Genomic DNA, 22,283 nt, shown 5'->3' with positions numbered 1-22,283 from the left:
GAGTGAACCCTCCGTCAACGCAGACGGATCCGTATGGTTACCAACCAAATGGGCCACGTCCGTAGCCGCCGGGGGCGTATCGCGGGCCAAAGATAGAGCCTTCGCCACGTCCCACACTGATGCTGACGCCGATCTGATGCACCTTGCCGTCGTCGTCGTAATAGGTCTTGCAGGAATTCAAGTTGACCGCCTGCCAGTTGCTATTGCCGCCGTGGCTGGAATAGCCCAGCCCGGTTTCCACCGCGCCATGCAACTTGCCCTGGCATTGCTCGGCGCGCTCGGCAGCGATGGATGCGGCGCTTGGCCGGGCCAGCGCAGGCTTGGGGCCGCTCTTGTCGCCGTAGAAGGTGCCCGGCGGGTCGGTGCTGTATTCCGGATCGGAGCGGAGCTGCACCGGGGCTTGTGGAAGGCTCAGGTCCAGCGAGCGTGGTGTCGCCGTTTCGGCGTTGCCATCACTGGCTTGGGCCAACGCGCTTCCGGCGGCCACGCTGCCGGTGGCGAACAGAGTGACCAGGACAAGCAGGCTACGTTTCATCGGTTGGACTCTACGAAGAGGGTATGGCAGCGCGTGCCAGCTCACTGGGTGAAACTAGCAATGGCCGGTTGAATGCGCGCTGTCGATCTTGCGGATTTTTGTGCCGCCGGCGGTGTTGCAGTGCCACACGCTGTTGCATCAGCCCTGTTCGCGGACGATCTCGATCAGCTGCGCGCCGTAACGTGCCAGCTTGCCGCCGCCGATGCCACCCACCCGCGACAGTGCGTCGATGCTGGTGGGCCGTTGTTCGGCGATGTTGCGCAACGTGCTGTCGTGGAAGATCACGAATGCCGGTACGTTCTGTTCCTTGGCCAGTTCTGCGCGCAGGCCGCGTAAGGCGTTGAACAACAACAGATCTTGCGCCTGCACCGGCAGACCGGTGCGCTGCGCGCTGCGGTCGCGTCCGGCGGCCGGGTTTTCGCGGCGCATCATCACCTGGCGCTCGCCCTTGAGTACCTGGCGGCTGGCATCGGTGAGGCGCAGGCCGCCGTGACCCTCGCTGTCCACTTCCAGCAGGCTGGCGGCCACCAGTTGGCGAAACACGCCGCGCCAGGTGCGTTCGTCCAGGTCGCGGCCGATGCCGTAGGTGCTTAGTTGATCGTGACCCAGCTGTTTGATGCGCTCGTTCTCACTGCCGCGCAGGATGTCGATCAGATGGCCCACGCCAAAGCGCTGCCCGCTGCGGTAGACACAACTGAGCGCTTTCTGCGAGGCCACCGTGGCGTCCCAGGCGGCGGCCGGCGTCAGGCAGTTGTCGCAGTTGCCGCAGGGCTTGGGATAGGTCTCGCCGAAACCGGCCAGCAGCACCTGGCGGCGGCATTGCATGGATTCGCAGTAGCCCAGCAGGTGATCGAGCTTGGCGCGTTCCAGACGCTTGCGCTCCTCGGCGGCTTCGCCTTGTTCGATCATCTGCTTGAGCAGCACCACATCGCCCAGGCCGTAGCAGAGCCAGGCTTCGGCAGGATCGCCGTCGCGGCCGGCGCGGCCGGTTTCCTGGTAATAGCCCTCCAGCGATTTAGGCAAGTCCACATGTGCCACGAAGCGCACGTCCGGCTTGTCGATGCCCATGCCGAAGGCGATCGTGGCGGCCATGATGATGCCGTCCTCGCGCAGGAAGCGGCGCTGGTTTTCTGCACGCACCTCGGCTGGCAGGCCGGCGTGATAGGGCAGCGCATTGAAGCCGTGTGCACACAATTGCTGCGCGGTTTCTTCGACCTTGCGTCGCGACATCGCATAGACGATGCCTGCAGAGCCGCGGTAACGGCCCAGAAATTCCTGCAGCTGTTTGCGCGCGTTGTCCTTCTGCACCACGGTGTAGCGGATGTTAGGGCGGTCGAAGGAACTGACGAAATGGCGCGCGTCTACCAAATCCAGGCGCTCGGCGATTTCGCGCTGGGTCGGCGGGTCGGCGGTGGCGGTCAGCGCCATGCGTGGGATGTGCGGCCAGCGCTCGTGCAGCACGGTGAGCTGGCGGTATTCCGGGCGGAAATCGTGGCCCCATTGCGAAACGCAATGCGCCTCGTCGATGGCAAACAGCGCGATGCGGCTGCGTTCCAGCAACGAGAGGAAGCGCTGGGTCAGCAGCCGTTCCGGCGCGACGTACAGTAGGTCCAGATCGCCCGACAGCAAGGCGCGTTCGACGCGCTGGGCGTTTTCGGCATCCAGGGTGGAATTGAGAAATTCGGCGCGTACGCCGAGCTGGCGCAGCGCTTCGACCTGATCCTGCATCAGCGCGATCAACGGCGAGACCACGATGCCGATGCCATCGCGCAGCAGCGCCGGCACCTGGTAGCACAGCGATTTGCCGCCGCCGGTGGGCATCAGCACCAGAGCATCGTTGCCGGCAGCGACGTGTTCGACGATGGCCTGCTGTGGTCCCCGGAAGTCGTCGTAACCGAAGACGCGGCTGAGCAGTTCGTGGGCGGGGGAAGACATCCGCCTAGGATACCGCGCAGGTCAAGTTCTGGTCGGGGTGCTGTGGGGCGGAGCTGCGCGAAGCCGCATCAGGGATTGCCGTGATGCGGCTGGTGGGTTGACCAGCGGTGCGTGAGGAGTTGGGAGCAGTGAGTTGCACGAGGCTTCGCCCCGTACCCCCACCCCAACCTCCGCTGCGCGCCCCGGCCCGCGCTTGCGGCGCGGGCGCTGCAAGGCCCGCGCGCCAGTGGCGCGCATGCTGTGCCTTCTCGCCCCGGTGGGAGAGCGCATTAATGACTGGCAGTCGATGCGCCGAGTGAGGCAAAAGAATGCTGAACACTCCAGAGCCTGTGCAACATGTGCTCCCTCGTTGTGAATGTGACCACGACAACCCCCTGAGTCAGGGGCGCGCCGAAGGCGCGGGATGTGGCAGGCAATTGAGCAAGGGCCCAAGGCTTCGCAACTGCGAAACCCTGGGCAAACCTGAAGGGGCGAAGCCCAGAGGGCTTACTGCAGCAGCGAGCGCAGCATCCAGGCGTACTTTTCGTGGGTCTGCAGACGCTGGGTCAGCAGGTCCACGGTCGGGTCGTCGCCGGCGTCGTCGGCGGTGCCTAACACCTTGCGTGCGGTGCGGCAGACCGCTTCATTGCCGCTGACCAGCTGGCGCACCATTTCACGCCAGTCCGCGCTGTCGCTCAGGCCCGGCTCTTCGGCGATCGAGGTGAGCGCAACGAATTCACGGTACGAGCCCGGTGCGTTGTAGCCCAGGGCGCGGATACGCTCGGCCACTTCGTCCAGCGCCGCCCACTGCTCGGTGTACTGGGTTTCGAACATGGTGTGCAGCGAGTTGAACATCGACCCGGTGACGTTCCAATGGAAGTTGTGGGTCTTCAGATACAAGGTGAAGGCGTCAGCCATGTAGCGGGCCAGACCGTCGGAGATCTGCTTGCGATCGCTGTCCTTGATCCCGATATCGATATGCGGTGCCGACGCAGCAGCGACCGGCAGGGCGTCGCTGATGACGACGGGCTTGTTGGCGTTCTTTTTCTTGGACATGGGATGGTCCTTACGGGGTTGATGTCGTTGGGAACTGATATGGCGTCACAATAGACAGGCTAAAGGATCAAACGTCATTCAATCTTTCACATTTTTCGATCAATGAGCGCTATCGACTCCGACCTTGCCCACACCTTGCGTGAGCGCCGCCGTGCCGTGGATGGCGCGATGAGCCGCGACCGTGGCCGCTTGCTGGGCCTATGGTCGCGCTGGCAGGGCAAACCGAGCAACCCGCAGGTGCGCGATGCGTTCGAGCAGGCCCTGGCCGCGTCGCAGGCGCAGCGCCAAGCACGGGCCGAGCAACAGCCCGCCATCACACTGGACAACCAGCTGCCGATCGCGCGCGAGGCTGAGCGCATCATCGCGCTGATCCGCGGCCATCAGGTAGTGGTCATCGCCGGCGAAACTGGTTCGGGCAAGACCACCCAGCTGCCCAAGCTGTGTCTGGCGGCAGGCCGTGGGGCCGCGGGCATGATCGGTTGCACCCAGCCACGCCGGATTGCCGCACGTGCGGTAGCTGCGCGTGTGGCTGAAGAGTTGAAGAGGCCGCTGGGCAGCACGGTGGGCTTCCAGGTGCGCTTCACCGATCGCGTCAGCGAGCAGTCGCAGATCAAGTTCATGACCGACGGTATCCTGCTGGCCGAAATCGCCAGCGACCGTTGGCTGTCGTCCTACGACACCATCATTGTGGACGAGGCGCACGAGCGCAGCCTCAACATCGACTTCCTGCTGGGCTATCTTAAGCAGTTGCTGCACAAGCGCCCCGATCTCAAGTTGATCGTTACCTCGGCCACCATCGATACCGAGCGCTTCGCACAGCATTTCGACAATGCGCCGGTGATCAGTGTGGAAGGCCGCACCTTCCCGGTCGAAGTGCGCTACCGGCCGCTCGAAGGCGATGTGGGCGACACCGACGATGGCGAACATGGCAGCGGCCGCGACGGCGAGCGCAGCGTCAACGATGCGATCGTGGCGGCCGTCGATGAGATTACCCGCATCGACCCGCGCGGCGATGTGTTGATGTTCCTGCCGGGCGAGCGCGAGATTCGCGATGCGCACCAGTCGTTGGAACGGCGCAAATACCGCGAAACCGAAGTGGTGCCGCTGTACGCGCGGCTGTCGGCAGCCGATCAGGACCGCGTGTTCAATCCCGGCCCGCGCCGACGCCTGGTACTGGCCACCAACGTGGCCGAAACCTCGCTGACGGTGCCGCGCATCCGCTATGTGGTGGATCCGGGGCTTGCCCGCGTCAAACGCTACAGCCCACGCCAAAAGCTGGACCGCCTGCATATCGAGCCGATCTCGCAGGCCAGCGCCAATCAGCGCATGGGCCGTTGCGGGCGTATTGCCGAGGGCATTTGCTACCGGCTGTATGCCGAAGCTGACTTTGCCGCGCGCCCGGCGTTTACCGACCCGGAAATTCGACGTTCCTCGTTGTCCGGCGTGATCCTGCGCATGCTGCAGCTGGGGCTGGGCCGGATTGAAGACTTCCCGTTCCTGGAAGCGCCCGACGAACGCGCGGTGGCCGATGGCTGGCAACAACTGCTGGAACTGGGCGCGATCGATGCCGAGCGGCGTCTGACCGCAACCGGCCGCCAGATGGCGCGCCTGCCGGTGGACGTCAAGTTGGCGCGCATGCTGGTGGCCGCGCAGCAACATGGTTGCCTGCGCGAGATGATCATCATCGCCGCGTTTTTGGGCATCCAGGATCCGCGCGAGCGCCCGCCGGAAGCACGCGAAGCTGCCGATAACGCGCATGCGCTGTTTGCCGATGCGCGCTCTGAATTTGTCGGCATCCTGCGCTTGTGGGATGCGTACCGGCAGGTGCATGAAGATCTCACCCAATCCAAGTTGCGCGACTGGTGCAACCGGCATTTCCTCGGCTTTCTGCGCATGCGCGAATGGCATGAGCTGCATCGGCAGCTGCGGCTGCTGTGCGAGGAACTCGGTTGGAGCGAGGAGCCGGCCAATGTGATGCTGGCGCCGCTGCTGGCCGGTGCGAGCGCGCCCGCGCGCGAAGATGGCCACAACGCCAACCGGCCCACGCGTGGACAACTGCACCGTACTGCACGGCTGGCGCGCGAAGGCAAGCCGGATCCGAATGCAACGCCTGTGCAACACGCACCTGCAGCGGCAAACAAGCAGGCCGAGATTGCCGAAGCATCGGCGCGTACCACCGAGCGCGAACGTGCAGCGGCGTATCAATCGTTGCATCGCGCGCTGCTGGCGGGTCTGCCCACGCAGATCGGTCATCGCACCGAGAAGGGCGATTATCTGGCCGCGCGGCAGCGTCGCTTCGTGCCGTTTCCGGGCTCCGCGCTGGCGCGCAAACCGCCGCCGTGGATTCTGGCTGCGACACTGCTGGACACGCAAAAAGTGTGGGGCATGACCAATGCCGCGATCGAGCCGGATTGGGCCATTGCCGAGTTGCCGCATCTGCTGGCGCGCAAGCACTTCGATGCGCATTGGTCGCGTGCGCAGGGGCAGGTGGTGGCGTCAGAGCAGATCAGTCTGTTCGGGCTGGTGCTGGCGCCGAAAAAGCCGGTGCACTTCGGCAAGATCGATCCGGCCGCGGCGCATGACTTGTTCGTGCGCCAAGGCCTGGTGACCGGCGAAATCAACACGCGCGCCGCATTCGTCGCCGACAATCTCAAAGTGCTCGATCAAGCACGCGAAGAAGAGGCCAAGCTACGCCGCGCCGGCATCGTTGCCGACGAAGGCTGGCAGGCGCGCTGGTATCTGGATCGCATTCCGGCCGAGCTGCATTCGGCCAGTGGTCTGGATGCGTGGTGGAAGACCTTGCCGCCGGACAAACGCCGCAGCCTGCATTGGTCGTTGAACGATCTGCTGCCGGGCGAAGGCAGCGAGGCCGATCGCTTTCCGAAGTATTTTCCGCTTGGCGATGCGCGCTTGCCATTGCATTACCGCTTCGAGCCGGGCGCGATCGACGACGGCGTGACCCTGGATGTGCCGTTGCACTTGCTCAATGCGCTGGATCCAGCGCGGCTGTCGTGGCTGGCGCCGGGCTTCGTCGCCGACAAGGCGTCTGCGTTGATTCGCAGCCTGCCCAAGGTGCAGCGCCGCAATTATGTGCCTGCACCGGATTTCGGGCGCGCGTTTTACGAGGCCTACAGCGTTGCCTCGGCCGACGATATCCGCGGCGAGCTGGCGCGCTTTTTGACCAAGGCCACCGGTACGCAAGTGGCAGCGCTGGATTTCGATGAAGAAGCGCTGGACACGCACCTTCTGATGAATCTGCGTCTGCGCGACGACGATGGCAAGGTACTGGCCGAGTCGCGCGATCTGGACGGGCTGCGTGCTCGCTTCGGCGAACGCGCCGGACAGGCGTTTGCTGCGCGGGCCGGGCGCGCACTGGCCGCCGAAGGCCTGCGCGATTTTCCGAGCACGCCGATTCCCGAGCAGGTGGCAGGCGAGGCCGGTGTGCCGGCGTACCCGGTGCTGGTGGATCAGGGCGACAATGCGGCATTGCGCATCTTTGCCGACCGCCACGAGGCCGCGCGCGCGCATCCTCGTGGCGTGCGGCGGTTGCTGGAAATCGCGTTGGCCGACAAGATCAAACAAGCACGCAAGCAATTGCCGGTATCGCCCAAGACGGGGCTACTGTATGCGGCGATTGAATCGCAGGAACGCCTGCGTGGTGATCTGGTCGATGCCGCGCTCAATGCTGTGCTAGCCGATGGCCTGGGTGCTATTCGCGACCCCGGCGCATTTGCGCAGCGCCGCGACGATGCGATCAAGCGGCTGTTCGGCGAAGCGATGGAACGGTTGCAGCTGGCCGAAAGCATTCTGGGCGCGGTGGCCGAACTTAAACCTTTGCTGGAAGCGCCGTTGATGGGCTGGGCACGCGGCAATCTGGACGACATGGAGCAGCAGCTGCGCGCATTGGTGCATGCCGGCTTCCTGCGCGACACGCCGGCCGAAGCATTGGCCAATTATCCGCGCTACCTCAAGGCGATGATCCTGCGTACCGAGCGTGCCAAGCGCGATCCTGCGCGCGACCAGGCGCGCATGCTGGAGCTCAAGCCGTTCGTGGATGCGGTGGAAGAGGCCGCCGCACGCGGGTTGCAAAACCGCGAAGAATGGCAAGCGCTGCGCTGGGATCTGGAAGAACTGCGCGTGTCGGTGTTTGCGCAGGAGCTGGGTGCGAAATCCGGCGTATCGGCGAAGAAGCTGTCGCAACGCGTCGCTGCATTGCGCAGTTGAGCCTTCGCGTAGGGCATGCGTCTTAAGGAAGCCGTGTGCGTTTTTCAACGCGCGCGGCTTCCGTCTTCAAGGCGAGATTAGCTAACAAACCCTAACGAGCAGTCGTCAGGTGAGCGTGGACGGCGCACTCAGAATCGGCGTGTACAAGTGATACACGCCGATTCTGAGTACCGGCCGCGCGCGCCTACCGGTGAGCGCAGTGGTGTTGCTAGCTGCACTAAAACTTCACGTGCAGGCTGGCCATGTAGCGGCGTCCACTCTTGTAGCGGCCGGCCAGATGGTCCTTGTCGCCCAGATACTGCAGGTATTGCTCGTCCAGCAGGTTCTGCGCGTCGACCTGCAACGACCAGGTGGGGCTGAAGGCATAGCCGACGCTGGCGCCGAGTTCGGCGTAGTCATCCACGCTTGCCGGGGCCGCACCGGCCACATACCCACCGGCCAGATAGCTGTCGCGCCAGTTGTAGGTCAGCCGCGCATTGAGCGGGCCTTTTTCGTAGTACGGGCTGAAAGCGATGCTGTTGCGCGACTGATAGGGCAGGGCATCGCCAGTGTTGTTTTCGCCGGCGGCATAGGTGTAGTTGGCGGTCAGGCCGAAGCCGCTGTCGCCGAACGGTTGCTGGAAGGAGATGTTGAAGCCTTTGACCTTGCCATCGCCAGCATTGCGCGGCCGCTGGATGCTGTAGCCGCAATAGCCATCGGCGGTACAGCCATTGCTGCCCACCAACTGCGCCCAGCTTTGCGGTGCGGTATCGCGCAATGCGTTGTACTGGCGCTCCACGCTGGCGCTGGTGTCGATGTAGTTGTCGATCTTCTTGTAGAACAGCGACCATGCCACCACCGCTTGCTGCGCGAAGTAATACTCGGCAGAGAGATTGAAATTCCAGGATTCGTACGGCGATAGCTCTGCATTGCCGCCGCTGCCGGTCAACGTGGTGTCGTTGAGAAAGGTGTTGTTGACCATCTGGTTGTACGGTGCCCAGGCGATGACCTTGGCCGCAGCGAAGCGGAACACCCAGTCGTCGCTGGTGTCGTACGAAAGCGTCAGCGAAGGCAGCAGAAAGTCCTCCTTGCGGGTGCGGGTCTGCCACAGGCTGTCCGCGTTGGCGAGCGAGGGCGTGCCGCTGTAGACGAAGCCGCTGCCTTCGCTCTTGGAATCCACATAGCGCACGCCCAGATTGCCGCGCAGCCCGCCGCCGGAGAAATTGAGCTGCGCATACGCTGCGTTGTTGATCTGCTGCAACGCCCACGTGTTGTTGAGGTAGCTGGCAGGATCGGGCGCGCTGTAGTCGACCGGGCTGTTGCGGATCCAGTTCAATACATTGTTGCGGCCTGCCTGCACGTGCTGGCCGTGATCGGGATAGAACTGCTGTAGATCGGTCAGCCCGATGGTGCCGACATCGGTCAGGGTGCCCGGGGTGACGCCGCCATATACATTGAGTTCGAAGCGCTCGTCATGCTTGCCGTGGCGCACGCCCAGCAGCAATTGATTGAACACGCCGTCGAACTGCAGATTGAAATCCAACTGGCCGTAGGTGTCCTTGCTCTCGGTGGAGAAGATGCCGTTGTTGCCGAACCAGCCGCCGGCCGAACCCCAGTTGGCGGGGTCACGTGCCGCTGCCGGATCGTCGAAGCGGATGCCGCGGCGGGTGTCCCAGCTGAAGCCGCCGTTGTAGAACGGCTCGATGAAGTATTGCGAGAGGTCCTTATTCTCGGATTTGCTCTGGCCGACCTGTCCATTCAAGCCCCAACCGTCGCCGCGGAAGGCGCCGCGCAAATCCAGCCCCTTGGTGGTCACTTCCGATTCGCGTACGTTGTTGTCGTAGATCACCGTGCCGCCGAGCGGGCTGGCATTGGCACTGGAATGGCCACTGGTGACCACCCCATTACGGACGCCGCCGAGCTGGTCGACCGCCGCCACCGTGCCGGGATTCCAGGTGAGAAAGCTGTACATCGACTGGTTGTAGTTGTCGAAGTTTTCGTTGATGTACAGACCGCTCAGATTGAACTCCAGCGCATCGTTGGGCTTGAGCTGCAGGTTGACCACGGCACTATCGCGCTCGCGATCCTGCTGGAACCAGGCTGCGTTAATCGAGTTCGGCACATCCGCCTCGGCAGGCACGCCACCTGCGGCATTGGCGAAGGTGCTGGCCGGTGCATAGCCGAATACTTCCATGCCGCGGCGGTCCACGCGTTCTTCGTAATGCTGCGCCGACACTGCGATGCCGAAGGTCTCGGCCGCGTTCTTCCAGCTATACAGCAGTGCCGCATTCGGTTTGCCCTGGCTGGCCTGGTTGCTGTAGCTGTAGCCGATGGAGGCAGCCACTTCATTGACCTTCAGATCTAAAGGCTGGCGCGTGTGCATCAGCACCGTGCCGCCCAGGCTGCCTTCGGTGAGGCGCGCTTCGGAGGATTTTAGGATTTCTGCACGGCCCAGGATCTGCGGGGCCAGCAAGGTGTAATCGAAACCGCGGCTGGGTTGTTCGCCATACAACCAGATCGCCTGCGCGACCGGGTGCCCGTCCAGGAACGACAGATTGAGGCTGGGGTCGGTGCCGTCGATACTCACGCGCTCGCCTTGCCCGAAGCGCCGGTCCAGGGTGACGCCGGGAATTTGCGAGAGCGCTTCGGCCACGTTGGTGCTTGGGAATTTGCCGATGTCTTCGGCAGTGATCGCCTCGGAAATACCAGTGTTGTTACGTTTGGTATCGAGCGACTTTTCCAGGCTGGCACGAATGCCGACCACCTGGACAGCGTCCAGGTCGGTGGCTTGCGTGCCAGCGCTTTCCTGGGCTTGCGCAGCGAATGCCAGCGACATTGCAATGGCGCCGGACAGCAGGGTGACGCTGTATTTCATGATGTCTCTCCTCATCACGCACAGGGATGGACGGCGGGCTGCTGCTCGCCGGATGCGGGGTCGTGCAAACGCGCGCTCGGGGTGGAGCGCGTGGTGGATCGCTTACGACACGTGGGTGTGGTGTTGCACATACCAGTTGGCCGCGCCAAGCACGCCCAGTTGCCCGTGCTCGACCAATTTGACCGGGATGCGTTCGAGTACTGCGCGCATGTTGCCCTTGGCCAGAAAGCGCTCGGCAAATGTGCTGCCGGCCAAGAACTGGCCGATCGTCGGCAGGAAGCCCCCAGCCAGATAGATGCCGCCGGCAGCGCCGTAGGCCAGCGCCATGTCGCCGACCGCGCTCCCTAGCAGGCCGCAGAAAAGCTGCAAGCATTCGCGCGCGAGTGCATCGTCTTCGTGCAGCGCTGCGTGCGTTACGGCGGCGGGCAGGTGATGACGCGGCATTGCGGCATGCAGCTCGCAGACCGCATCGTAGAGATGCAGCAGGCCCGGACCGGAGAGGACGTGCTCAAGTGGCAGATAGTGCCGGCCACGTAACAGGATCTGCAGCAATGCGTATTCTTGCTCGTGCGCGCTGGCCAGCGCGACCTGACCGGCTTCGGTGGCCAGCACGATCGCGCGTGGCTTGGCATCGATCCACACCGCGGCCCCCAAACCAGTGCCGGGGCCGACGACCAGAATCGGTCCGCTGGCGCGCGCGTGGCGCGGCGTCGGCCCGCTCAGTTGCAGCACGGCGCGTTGTTCCATCTGCGGTGCCGCGTAGGCGACTGCTTCGAAATCGTTGACCAATTGCACGTTGCGCACTGCCAGTGCGGCGCCGATGCGGCTGGGCGAGATCGTCCAGGGTAGGTTGTTGCTGATGAAGCTGCCATCGTCCAGCGCCACGCCGGCACTGGCGATCACCACTGCATCCACACCACGCCGTTGTTGCATGAAGTCCTCGAGGATGGCTTCCAGACTGGCGTGTTCGGCGCAGCGGTAGGTGCGGTAACGCGACATCTCGATGGCTGCGGCGCTGGCCTGCACTATGTGACCGAGACGCACATGCGTGCCGCCGACATCGGCAGCGATGAAGCTGGTAGCAACGGGCACAGCGTGTGAAGCAGAGGCGTCAGCGGAACCCGAAATCGCAGCCACATTCAGTCCTTTAGTCCGTCTGATCGGCCAATGCCGTCAGCGAGTAGGGGCCTGTGTAGAAGTTGGTGACAACGATGTCAATGGATCAGTCGGGTTGGATCGATCTTGATGGCGTACTCAAGTGCAAAAATGTGCTGCCTGACGTTGTCTGTGCGGACTTCGTTGCGCAAAGCGGACAAGTGCGTCCAACGTGCCTGAGTCGTTTGATGCGAAACGGGCTCGATAAGCGCGTGCGTTGTGCTCAGCCGACCGCCCCGTGTTTCGGCGGCTATCGCTACCCACCCACTTCAACGATTGCTTTAGCGCACGGCAGCACCGCTGGTCGCCCCAGGCAACGTGCTGCAGGCGGCGTTGTCGGTGGGCGGTGGCCGGGTGGGGTAACGCTGCTTGCCGAGCACATAGGCCTGGCTGGTGGCAACGAACCCATCCGCGTAGGTGGCTTCGACGAAGTACGCGTTCCAGCCGGCCTCCGGAACCTGCACCGGCACCGAGACCGTGCTGCCGTTGGTGAGCGCAATGGGCGTGGCGCTGTAGCGAATGCCGCAGGCATAGCGAAAGTCGCGCGCCTGCGGATTAGTCGCGCTCCACAGCTGCATCCGCGTTGGTCGCTCGGAGGAGCGGAAACGGATCTGCGGCGCCTTGCCCGGACGCAAGACATCGCTCACCTGCGGTAACGGGCGCTGCTTCTGCAGACGCGTGATAAATGGCGCCAAGGTGTCGACGATGGAGGCGCGGATGTTGTGCGCACTATTGGGCAGTGCGCGCAGCGCCTTGCTGCCCGGCAGCGCGTTGTAGAAGAATTGGGTGTTGTCCGGCAGGAAGAAATCGTCGCCGCTGGCATTGACGATGTACTTGGGCACTGCCAGCCGCTTGCGATATGGCGTGTGCAGATAGCTCAGCGGATCCTGCAGCTGCACCAGTTGCGCGAAGGCCGGGGTCTGCAGTTGTGAGGTGATTCCCTGCTTTGCATAGGCGTTGAACGCAATCGGCCAGTTGCCGCCATAAGTGTGGGACATATGCGCCAGCACTGCCGGCATGTTGAGGATGTCGATCACGAACGGCACCACCGCGTCTACGCGCTGGTCGGCGATGGTGGCGTGCCAGCTGGCCCAACCGCGTTTGGAGGCGCCGGCAAGGACGAAGCGATGGATTCGCAACGGTGCCAATTCGCGCTCGGCCAGGCTCATGGTGCGTGCAATCGCGGCCGCCATCGGCACATGCAGCGGCATGGTCTTACGCTGCTGCGGCGCTTTCAGAAACAGCGACCAGGTATAGGCCACACTGTCGTCTTCGCGACGTGGGTTGGCATCGCCTTGGTAGCTCAGTGCCTGGTTGGGAATATCGCTGAGCGCGACCACCACGGTACGGGTGCGCTGCGCTAACGCCGCCAGCGCCTCGGGTGGCAACTCGCTGGCCGGCTGCGCCGTACTGCCATCCACCGGATGACGCGTGCCGTTGGTTGAGATCACGACAGCGCGTGTGGGCAGCGCCTCTTTCGGCACGTAGATCGCCACGTCGTGCTGCCAGCGAGCCGGTGTGACCAGTTCTTCGGGCGACCAATCTTGCGAGGTCAGCAGGTAATCGCGCCGCTCGACACCGCCGACGCTGCTGGTGGCAACGCGCGTGTAGATCAGCGGTTGTTGTTCGATTGCATCGTGGTAACACACCAATGCCTGGCCGAAGCCCACCTCGGTTGCACGCGCGCAGCGCTCTACCGGTGATGCAGCAGCAACGGCTGCATCACCGGACGCGATACCTGCGAAAAACATCAGGGACGACAGCAAGGCGACGCTGCAACGGGTAATCGAGCGCATGCATATTCTCCGGATGTCGTGCGTCTGCCAGCGTGTTTGCGGGCAATCGCGCGGGGGCCGCGTGACCAGCAATCGCGTCAGCTAGGTGTGGTGGGCGCAGTGTGAGCAGGAGTGTACGTGCGGTACCTATCGATACCGGGCACAGCCCCCATCGCTGGCAAGCATGTGCTGCGCTTCCAGCTGCTGAGCGCGATGACTCAGTGCGCCGCTTCCCCTGCGCCAAGCGTCGTGAGTACGCGCCCACGTTTTCGGCTTGTCTGCCGGGATCAACGCTACTTGCGCATGCACTGCTCTGCAGCAAAGCGAAAAATCGGCAGCTGCAGTTACATGGTGCGGGCGCGACGCCCAGCACCAGCATTCGCGTAGTGCGTGCCAATTCCAAGCACGGCGACCGCCATCGGCAGCCGCGCGATGTTAGCTGCTGCGCTTACTTGATCCGCCGCACTTTGGCCGGTGTGTTGTAGCCCTCGATCTGCAGATACCACACGCCCACCAGGCCCGGCTTGATCTTGACCTTGGGTGCGTTCTTGCGCACGCCGGACAGACTGGCCGCATCGGTCTGCTCCCAGTCCTGACCGTTCGCCAGCGTGTAGACGCGCCCCTTCGAAAAGCCCTTGAACTCGCCAACCAGCGTGCTCTCGATTGGCTCCTTGCTGCCGAAGTCGAAGAAGCCGCGGTTCTTGATCATCACTTCCTGGCGGCCGGCTTCCTTGGCCTGTTCGACCACCACCGCGGCCTCCTTGGCCACCTTGCCCTGTAGCCAGTCATTGAGCGCAGTCAGTTCGCTGGCATTGAGCTTGTCCAGACCGGCGGCCTTGAACTGTTCGGCACTCATTTGCGACTGCAGATTGCCTTGCACCGCGCGTTGCGCCAGGGCGGGGGCGGCATGCAAGGCCAGGGTCAGGCAAACCAGCAAGGGAATGCGGCGCGCGAGCGACATGGAAGCCATCCGAGGAAGAAGAGGTGGCTAGTGTAGACGCTGTCGGCTCCGGCCGATGCGGCTTACTCCAGCGTGTCGGTGGTGGCTGGGGCCAGGCGTTCGGGGCGGCGGTAGATAAACGCCGGTGCCGGCGATGCCGCCTCACGCTCGGCGGTCGCGCGGATATGAGCATGCGCGGGCGACCGTTCGCACACCGGGTCCAGCGTGGCCGCATCGCCGCTCAGAGCCAGCGCCTGGCAGCGGCAGCCGCCCCAGTCGATCTCGCGCTTGGGGCAGCCCTGGCACACCTCCGGCATCCATGCGGTACCGCGGAAGCGCACGAATGCCTCGCCGTTGTTCCAGATATCGGCCAGCGAGCGCTCGCGCAGATTGTCGAAGCGCATGCCTTCGATGGTTTCGGCGGCATGGCAGGGCAGTACATCACCGCGCGGAGAAATATTGACGAAGCGCTGGCCCCAGCCGCCCATGCAGGGTTTGGGCTGGCGCGCGTAGTAATCGGGAGTGACGAAATCAATCGCCATGCGGTCGCCGAGTGCGCGCCGCGCCGTTTCCACCGCATCGATGGTGGCCATCAGTTGCTCGCGGCTTGGCATCAGCGCGGCGCGATTGCGCAGCCCCCAGCCGTAGTACTGGGTATGCGCCACTTCGATACGCTCGGCCTGCCATTCCAGTGCCAGCGCGATCATGCCCGGCACGCGCTCGGCATTATGGCGGTGCAGTACTGCGTTGATCGTCAGCGGCAGGCCGCGCGCGCGTACCGCAGCGGCAAAGTCGCGCTTCTTCGACAAGCTATTGCGGTAACCCGCAATGCGGTCGGCGCCGGCCGCATCGACGTCCTGCACGCTTAGCTGCACGTGTTCCAGCCCCGCAGCCTGCAGTTGGTCCAGCATCGGCTCGCCGCCAGCAACACCGGAGGTAATCAGATTGCTGTACAGCCCCAACGTGCGCGCGTGCGCCACCAACTCGGGCAGGTCTTTGCGCAGCATCGGTTCGCCGCCGGAAAAATGCGCTTGCAGCACGCCCATCTCGGCGGCCTGCTCCAGCAGCGAGCGCCAGCCGGCGGTATCCATTTCCTCACGCAGCGCGGCCAGCGCGATCGGGTTGGAGCAATACGGGCATGCCAATGGGCAGCGATGCGTCAGCTCCAACAACACCGACAGCGGTGGCGGCGCCGTGCTCATAGCCGCAGCAAGCGTTTCTGATGCAGGGTGCCGGTGAGTTCGATCACGTCGGCTTCGATATCCGCCGCATCCGCATCGAATTCTGCGGCCAGCTCCTGCGCGATCTGCGCCAGCGAGCGCGTGCCGTCATAGCGTTGCGTCACTACCAATGCGATCTCGTCCAGCTCGACCACGCGCTCGGGTGCTAGCAATACCCATTGGTTGCGTGCACGGTCGTGCTGCAGGCGCACGCCTGCACGCAAGGCCGGTTTGCTATCGCGGGTAATGTTGCTCACGCCGCAGCCCGGCTGGCGTTACGGTCTGGCACGAAGGCGTCCGGCCACACGATGCCCGGCGTGACGTAGGCCACATGCAATGCATCCAGTTGCGCCCACAGCACGGAGCACTTGAAGTGCAGGGCTGCCTTGACCAGCGCCTGCTTTTCGACCGTGTCGGCATGCTGCTTGACGTAATCGAGTGCAAAATCCGAATCGCGCGGCGCTTCGGTCAGGCGATGCGCGAAATAGGCCAGCGCTTCGGACGACACGAAGTCGTAATGCTTGAGCATGCCGGCCACGCGCTGGCCAATGATGTTGGGGGCGAACAATTCGGTCAGCGACGAGGCGATCGCTTCTAGCAGGCTTTTTTCGCGCACAAAGTGCAGGTAGGCCTGCACCGCAAAGCGGGTGCCCGGCAGCAGCGCGCGCCCGGATTCCACCAGCGTGCGGTCCAGGCCGAGCGCGTCGGTGAGGTGTAGCCAGCGCGCGATGCCGCCGTCGCTGGCGCTATTGCCGTCGTGGTCGAGAATGCGTTGCCGCCAGATCCGCCGCAGCGCCGGATCTTCCATGCGCGCCAGAATCGCGGCGTCTTTCAGCGGAATGCAGCGCTGGTATTCGAAGCGATTCAAGGCCCAGGCCTGCACCTGCCCACGACCAAGCTTGCCGTGGTGCAACAGCGCATGGAACGGATGCTGGTCGTGATACAGACGCGCGCCGATGGCACGCAGGTCTGCTTCCAGTTGGTCGGGGCTGAGCAGGGCGGTCACAGGGCGATCTCCAGGCCGTCGTGGGCAACTTCCCACCCGCTGGCACGCGCGCTGGCGAACTCGGGCGACTGGGTGTTGAGCACGGGATTGGTGGTATTGAGATGGATGAAGATTTTGCGCGCCACGTTCAACGGCGCGAACGCGGCAATGGTGCCGTCGGGGCCGTCGATACTCATATGGCCCATGCGTTGGCCGGTCTTCTGGCTGATGCCCAGTTGCACCATTTCGTCATCGCGCCACAGTGTGCCGTCGAAGAACACCAGCTCGGCGCCCTGCAGGCGCGCGCGCAATTCGTCGGTCATCGCAGCGCAACCAGGAATGTAATGCATGCGGTGCCGGCCATCGTCGATGGTGAGACCGAGCGTTTCTTCATTGGAGCCAGCCAGATCGCCGCCGCTGCGCGATTCCATAAACAACGGCACCTTGCCTGGCACAGAGAACGGGGTGAGCTGCAGCCCGCTCAATGCCAGCGGCGTGTCCAGCGCGAACGGCTGCCGGCTCACGTACTGCGGGCTCACGGCGTCGAAGATCGGATTCTGCGCAAGCAAGTCCAGCACGCGACTACTGGCATGCAGCGAAAACCGCTGGCTTTCGCGCATCGATAGCAGCCCGGCGATGTGGTCGATCTCGCCGCTGGTCAGCAGCACCGCCTCGATTGGCGAGTGGCGCAGCCCATGCTGCGGCCACAAGGCGGGTGTCGCGAGAATTTGCTGGCGGAAATCGGGAGAGGCATTGATCAGCACCCAGCGCGCGTCATCGGCGCTGACCGCAATACTGGCCTGTGTACGACGCTGGGCACCGTCTGCTTGCTGCCAGGCCCGCAAACTCGCGGGGGTGTGGCAATTCCACTGCGGGTGCCCACCGCCGGCCGCCGATCCCAAAACAATGATGCGCATGGACGGCTGTTACCTCATCTGCCGGCAACTGCCGGTCATGCATCAAACCAAAGGCGGCAAGCTGAGCGTGAAACGTGCAGGATCAAAACTCGCCGGAGACGTAGCAGTTGATTTCGGCGCCACAGTTGACTTCACGAACGACAGGTTTCTTCCAGGTCTTCATTGGGCTACCTCGCAGTTGGAAAACGTCCCTGGTTGCCGGATGCAACGAGCGACGTGGCCTGAGCATAGGCAGGCGGTTTGGCGCAGTTGTAAAGGGCATGTAAAAAGGTGCGTCGGTGCCGACTTTCGTTTGCGGCATTTTTCCGCCTTGCGGGCCGAGCAGTTACGAATCAAGACGTTGCCGGGTGAACCTGGCATAAGCACGAGCCCTGTCCCGCGCGGTGATCGCCGCACCCAGACGCGTTGTGGAGAAGGTGACGCGCACGTTACCGTAGTCGTCAGCCACCTGTTGTTGCCCCCACCGTGTCCACTGTTGTGACCAGTTCCTCATTCGATCGCCTGCAGGCATTGCTGCAGCGCCCCGCTGTGGCCTCGATTGCGCCGGCGTTGCGCGAGGCGTTGGCGCGTGCCTGGCAGGAGCTGCCGCCCGCGCAGACCGACAACGTGCCGTGGGCCTTGCTCGGCGACACCCTGGATGCACTGGCGCTGCTATCTGCCGACGAGGCCACCCTGGTCGCGGCGTTGCTGTTCGACTTGCCCGCCTTACGCGGCGCGATTGCCGACCTGCCATGGCAGCCGGCGGAGCGGCGGGTGGCGGTGGAAGGCCTGCTGGACGGCCTGGATGCAGCCGATCAGGTCTGGGCGCTGCATGCCGGGCGCGAGGCCGGACGCAACAGCGAAGGGTTGCGGCGGCTGCTGCTCTCCATCATCCACGACCTGCGCGTTGTGCCGATCCTGCTGGCACGGCAGCTGTCGCGCATGCGCGTGGCCGACCGTCTCAGCGAAGAGCAGCGTCGCGCGCTGGCCCAACTCACGCGCGACATCCATGCGCCGCTGGCGAACCGTCTGGGCATCTGGCAGGTGAAGTGGGAGCTGGAAGATCTGGCATTCCGCCACCTGGAGCCGGAGACGTATCGCCGCATCGCCCGCGAAGTGGACGAAACCCGCGTGGCGCGCGTGCGCTATCTGGAAGCGGTCAAGCGCACCTTGTCGGCGGCGCTCGCCCAGCAGGGCCTGGGCTCAGAGGTGAGCGGGCGGCCAAAACACATCTACAGCATCTGGCGAAAGATGCAGAAGAAGCGGCTGTCGTTCGATCAGCTGTACGACATCCGCGCAGTGCGGGTGATGGTCGACGATGTGGCGGCCTGCTACGCCGCGCTGGGCGCGGTGCATTCGCTGTGGGCACCGGTGCCGAGCGAGTTCGACGATTACATCGCCCGGCCCAAGGCCAACGACTATCGCTCGCTACATACCGCGGTAGTCGGCCCGGAAGGGCGCACGATCGAAATCCAGATTCGTACCCACGAGATGCACGCTCAGGCCGAACTCGGCGTGGCTGCGCACTGGAAATACAAGGAAGGCGGCAAGGGCGGCGAAAAAGCTTTCGACCGCAAGATTCTGTGGATGCGCCAGCTGTTGGAACAGGTGCAGGAAGGCGAGCATGGCGAGCTGGCCGGCGCGCTGGATGCCGAGCTGATCGAAGACCGCGTGTATGCGTTGACTCCGAAGGGCGAGGTGATCGATCTGCCGCAAGGCGCCACGCCGCTGGATTTTGCGTATCACGTGCACACCATGGTCGGGCATCGCTGCCGCGGCGCGCGCGTCAACGATCGCATCGTGCCGCTGACCTACCGGCTGCGCAGCGGCGACCGGGTGGAAATCATGACCGCCAAGGAAGCCGACCCGCGCCGCGACTGGCTGCTGGCGTCCAATGGCTTTCTGGCCAGCGGGCGTTCGCGCGACAAGGTGCGCGCCTGGTTCCACAAGCTGGACCGCGCGCGCAACGTACAAGCGGGCAAGGACCTGCTTGATCGCGAACTCAAGCGCCTGGGCCTGCAGCATGCGGATCTGAGTGTCGCCACGCGCAAATTCCACGCCGACAACATCGACGATTTATATATCCAGGTAGCGTTGGGCGATACCGGCCCGAACCAGGTCAGCCGTGCGTTGCTGGAAGCCGAACGTGCCGCCTCGCAGCCGGCGGTACCGGCGCCGCCGCGGCCGACCGCGCGCCGCGATGGGCTGGGCAAATCCAAATTCACCGTGGAGGGCGTGGGCAACCTGCTGGTGCAGCTGGCCCGCTGCTGCCAACCGGTGGCGGGCGAGCCGATTGCCGGCTACCTCACCCGCGGCCGCGGTATCACCGTGCATCGCACCGATTGCGCGGCATTGGCGCGCCTGGCCGCCGCCCACCCACAGCGGGTGTTGCCGGTGGAGTGGGGCAAGGCCGGCAGCGGCTACGAGGTGGATGTGCAGGTGCGCGCGGTAGACCGGCGCTGGCTGCTCAAGGACATCACCAACCTGATCGCCCAGCAAGATGCACACGTGTTGGAAATCAATAGCGACAACGTGCGCGACACGGGCAGGGCGCAGCTGCGCTTGCGCTTGAAGGTCAGCGATTACGACCAACTGTCCGGTCTGCTTGGCAAGCTGGATGCGTTGCCGGGCGTGAGCGAGGTGCGGCGGCTGGGCTGAGTGCGCGGACACTCTTGCTGGCGCTCATCGATTGAAAACAAACAGCGCATAGGGGACGTGCGTTGTGCTTGCCTGACGATTCCCGATTCCCGATTCCCGATTCCCGATTCCCGATTCCCGAATCCCGAATCCCGATTCCCGATTCCCGATTCCCGATTCCCGATTCCCGATTCCCGAATCCCCAAGAGCCCACACCGTCTTCGCAACCCACACCGCTACCATAAGGCGGTGAACGCGTCCCCGTCAGGTCGCGCCAAGGATGGACGCCACCGCATGTCTTTGCTCCCGCGCTGGGTCAGATCGCCCCGCCTTTGGGCTCCACTGCGCAGTCGTGCGCTCTGGCGCGTGGTGCTGGCGTTGGGCGCCTGTCTGCTGCTAACCGTGGTCGTGCTGCGCAAGCCGCTGGCCGATTGGCTGTGGCCTGACACGCGCATCCAGCAATTGCTGCAGCGGGGCGATGCGGCGTTGGCGCGCGGCCAGCTCAGCGCCGCCAATGGCAGCGGTGCGCGCGAATTGTTCGCTGCCGCGCTTGCGCTGGATAGCGACCGTGGGGAGGCGCGTGGGGGGCTGGCGCGGACCGGTGCTGCTGCAGTGGTGCAGGCACGTGCTGCAGTCGCAGCCGGCGATGCCGCAGCAGCGCAACGCGCGCTGGCGCTGGCCACCGCCCTGGAAGCGCCGCAGGCGCAGATCGCCCCGGTGGCCGCGCGGCTGCGCGCGCTGCAGGCGCGCCGGGTCGGCCTGGATGCCTTGTTGGCGCAAGCGGCGGTGGCCCAGCAGCAAGGCCGCCTGGACGGCACGCCCGACAGCGCGCTGCCGCTGTACCAGCGCATCCTGGCCCTGGCGCCGGACCGCACCGACGCGCTGGAAGGTCGCGAAGACGCTTTGACCGATCTGTTGGCGCAGGCGCGCCACGCATTGGCGCACGATGCGCTCGGTGAGGCGTCGGCATTGCTGGCCGCGGCCAAGCGTTACGACGCCGGGCATGTCGACATGCCGCTGACGGAAGGTCAGTACCACCGCGTGCTGGAACAGCGCCGTCAACGTGCGCAGGCCTTGCTGCGCCGTGGCCGCCTGGCCCCGGCTGCGCGCGATTTCAACGCGGTACTGGCGGCTGAGCCGGACGATGCAATCGCCCAGCGGGGCCTCGATCAGGTGGCGGACGAGTACGCCGCACAAGCTAGCCGGCAAGCGGCGGATTTCCACTTCGACGATGCCCTGCAATCGTTACGTCAGGCGCAGTTGCTGGTGCCGGGCGCCACATCGATTGTGCAAGCCGAGCAGGCGATTGCGCGCGCGCGCGATGCTCAACGCGGTCCAACTGCGGGCCTGTCGCGCGGCACCCGCGAGCGCCGTCTGCGGGCATTGCTGCAGCGCGTTGCCGATGCACAAACGCAGCAGCACTGGATGACCCCGCCTGGCGCCAGCGCCTACGACGCCGTACGCGCCGCGCAAGCGCTGGCACCGCGCGATCCGCGTGTGCTGCAGGCTGCTGCGCGCGTGGTGCCGGCCAGCCAGCGTTGTTTCGAGGACGAGCTGCGCAACAACCGCCTGCGTGCTGCGCGTGGGTGTCTGGATGCCTGGCAGGCGCTGACGCCGAATGCCGACGCGCTGGCCGGGGCGCGTCGCCGCCTTGCACAACGCTGGGTTGCGGTCGGAAGCGAACGACTTGGTCAGGAGGACGCCGCATTCGCCCGCCGTGCGCAGGACGAAGCGCACCAACTCGATCCCGAACTCCCGGAACTGGCCGAGTTCACGCGGCGGGTCAAGGCTGTCGCCGAGCAGCATTGAACGATTGCTGGCGGTGTTGGCAACGTCAGAGTCTGTCCAACGTGCAGCTCAGTCGATGTTTTAAAGGCACACTTCTGTATCTCAGTTGCAGCGAGCGTGCGCAATGCGCGCGCGAGACATGTTCATGCACCCTGACATGCTTTTCAGCCTCTAATTAGTTGTCCCTGAAAAATCCCCTTCAAGCGCCCCGTGCCGTCTGTGACAGCGGCACGTGGCTAAAGGATGGCCATTCCATCGCCCGCATCCAGGCACGCAAAAACGCGATCCAGCGCAGCAGCCAGCG

The 22,283-nt window shown here is 64.4% G+C and carries 15 protein-coding genes and 1 other RNA gene; 3 read left to right on the top strand and 13 right to left on the bottom strand.

The genetic code is table 11. The annotated features are described in order from the left end of the window. Nucleotides 1–37: 37 nt before the first annotated feature. The 3 genes from NX05_RS07975 to NX05_RS07965 all read right to left on the bottom strand — a co-directional run bounded on the left by NX05_RS07975 (nucleotide 38) and on the right by NX05_RS07965 (nucleotide 3,505). The gene (locus NX05_RS07975; RefSeq protein ID WP_039436727.1) at nucleotides 38–535 is read right to left on the bottom strand and encodes a hypothetical protein; all 498 of its coding nucleotides are present in this window, start codon (nucleotides 533–535) and stop codon (nucleotides 38–40) included. 138 nt (nucleotides 536–673) lie between these two features. Next, the gene (gene recQ / locus NX05_RS07970; RefSeq protein ID WP_039436725.1) at nucleotides 674–2,470 is read right to left on the bottom strand and encodes a DNA helicase RecQ; all 1,797 of its coding nucleotides are present in this window, start codon (nucleotides 2,468–2,470) and stop codon (nucleotides 674–676) included. Between the two features lie 486 nt (nucleotides 2,471–2,956). Further along, on the bottom strand, nucleotides 2,957–3,505 hold the full coding sequence (locus NX05_RS07965) for a Dps family protein (RefSeq protein WP_010364158.1): 549 nt from the start codon (nucleotides 3,503–3,505) through the stop codon (nucleotides 2,957–2,959). Nucleotides 3,506–3,607: 102 nt separating this feature from the next. On the opposite strand from NX05_RS07965, the gene hrpA reads away from it, so the two are divergent. After that, nucleotides 3,608–7,729, top strand: a complete 4,122-nt coding sequence (hrpA, locus tag NX05_RS07960) for an ATP-dependent RNA helicase HrpA (RefSeq protein WP_039436723.1) — start codon at nucleotides 3,608–3,610, stop codon at nucleotides 7,727–7,729. Nucleotides 7,730–7,808: 79 nt separating this feature from the next. Here the strand turns inward: hrpA and NX05_RS22100 are convergent. The 10 genes from NX05_RS22100 to pqqA all read right to left on the bottom strand — a co-directional run bounded on the left by NX05_RS22100 (nucleotide 7,809) and on the right by pqqA (nucleotide 17,738). After that, nucleotides 7,809–7,885: non-coding RNA, sX9 sRNA (locus NX05_RS22100), on the bottom strand. Nucleotides 7,886–7,946: 61 nt separating this feature from the next. Further along, entirely contained in the window at nucleotides 7,947–10,583 is a 2,637-nt protein-coding gene (locus NX05_RS07955) for a TonB-dependent receptor (RefSeq protein ID WP_039436720.1), read from the bottom strand. A 102-nt stretch (nucleotides 10,584–10,685) separates the two neighbouring features. After that, a complete protein-coding gene (locus NX05_RS07950; RefSeq protein WP_039436719.1) occupies nucleotides 10,686–11,720 on the bottom strand; it encodes a glucokinase family protein in 1,035 nt (344 codons plus the stop codon). 299 nt (nucleotides 11,721–12,019) lie between these two features. Beyond that, nucleotides 12,020–13,534, bottom strand: coding sequence for a PhoPQ-activated pathogenicity-related family protein (locus NX05_RS07945; protein ID WP_039436717.1), 1,515 nt, complete (start codon nucleotides 13,532–13,534; stop codon nucleotides 12,020–12,022). A gap of 427 nt (nucleotides 13,535–13,961) precedes the next feature. Continuing rightward, the gene (locus tag NX05_RS07940) at nucleotides 13,962–14,474 is read right to left on the bottom strand and encodes a hypothetical protein (protein ID WP_010375147.1); all 513 of its coding nucleotides are present in this window, start codon (nucleotides 14,472–14,474) and stop codon (nucleotides 13,962–13,964) included. Between the two features lie 62 nt (nucleotides 14,475–14,536). Then, entirely contained in the window at nucleotides 14,537–15,655 is a 1,119-nt protein-coding gene (gene pqqE, locus NX05_RS07935) for a pyrroloquinoline quinone biosynthesis protein PqqE (protein WP_039436715.1), read from the bottom strand. Next, nucleotides 15,652–15,930, bottom strand: a complete 279-nt coding sequence (gene pqqD, locus NX05_RS07930) for a pyrroloquinoline quinone biosynthesis peptide chaperone PqqD (protein ID WP_010364171.1) — start codon at nucleotides 15,928–15,930, stop codon at nucleotides 15,652–15,654. Before pqqD ends, pqqE begins: the two co-directional genes overlap by 4 nt. Further along, nucleotides 15,927–16,679 carry a pyrroloquinoline-quinone synthase PqqC gene (gene pqqC / locus NX05_RS07925; protein ID WP_039436714.1) on the bottom strand — a complete coding sequence of 251 codons (753 nt, stop codon included), beginning with the start codon at nucleotides 16,677–16,679 and terminating at the stop codon, nucleotides 15,927–15,929. Before pqqC ends, pqqD begins: the two co-directional genes overlap by 4 nt. Beyond that, nucleotides 16,676–17,575, bottom strand: a complete 900-nt coding sequence (gene pqqB / locus NX05_RS07920) for a pyrroloquinoline quinone biosynthesis protein PqqB (RefSeq protein WP_010364177.1) — start codon at nucleotides 17,573–17,575, stop codon at nucleotides 16,676–16,678. Before pqqB ends, pqqC begins: the two co-directional genes overlap by 4 nt. Nucleotides 17,576–17,657: 82 nt before the next feature. Then, a complete protein-coding gene (gene pqqA, locus NX05_RS22095; protein WP_002812057.1) occupies nucleotides 17,658–17,738 on the bottom strand; it encodes a pyrroloquinoline quinone precursor peptide PqqA in 81 nt (26 codons plus the stop codon). A gap of 314 nt (nucleotides 17,739–18,052) precedes the next feature. Between pqqA and NX05_RS07915 the strand changes: the two genes are divergently transcribed. Beyond that, a complete protein-coding gene (locus NX05_RS07915; protein WP_039436713.1) occupies nucleotides 18,053–20,212 on the top strand; it encodes a RelA/SpoT family protein in 2,160 nt (719 codons plus the stop codon). A 345-nt stretch (nucleotides 20,213–20,557) separates the two neighbouring features. Then, entirely contained in the window at nucleotides 20,558–22,000 is a 1,443-nt protein-coding gene (locus NX05_RS07910; RefSeq protein ID WP_039436711.1) for a hypothetical protein, read from the top strand. Nucleotides 22,001–22,283 lie beyond the last annotated feature (283 nt).

It is taken from the genome of Xanthomonas vasicola (genome assembly GCF_000772705.2).
In the GTDB taxonomy this organism is placed as follows: domain Bacteria; phylum Pseudomonadota; class Gammaproteobacteria; order Xanthomonadales; family Xanthomonadaceae; genus Xanthomonas; species Xanthomonas vasicola.
The sequence above is the reverse complement of the archived record's forward strand: the minus strand, read 5'-3'. Positions and strand labels throughout refer to the sequence as shown.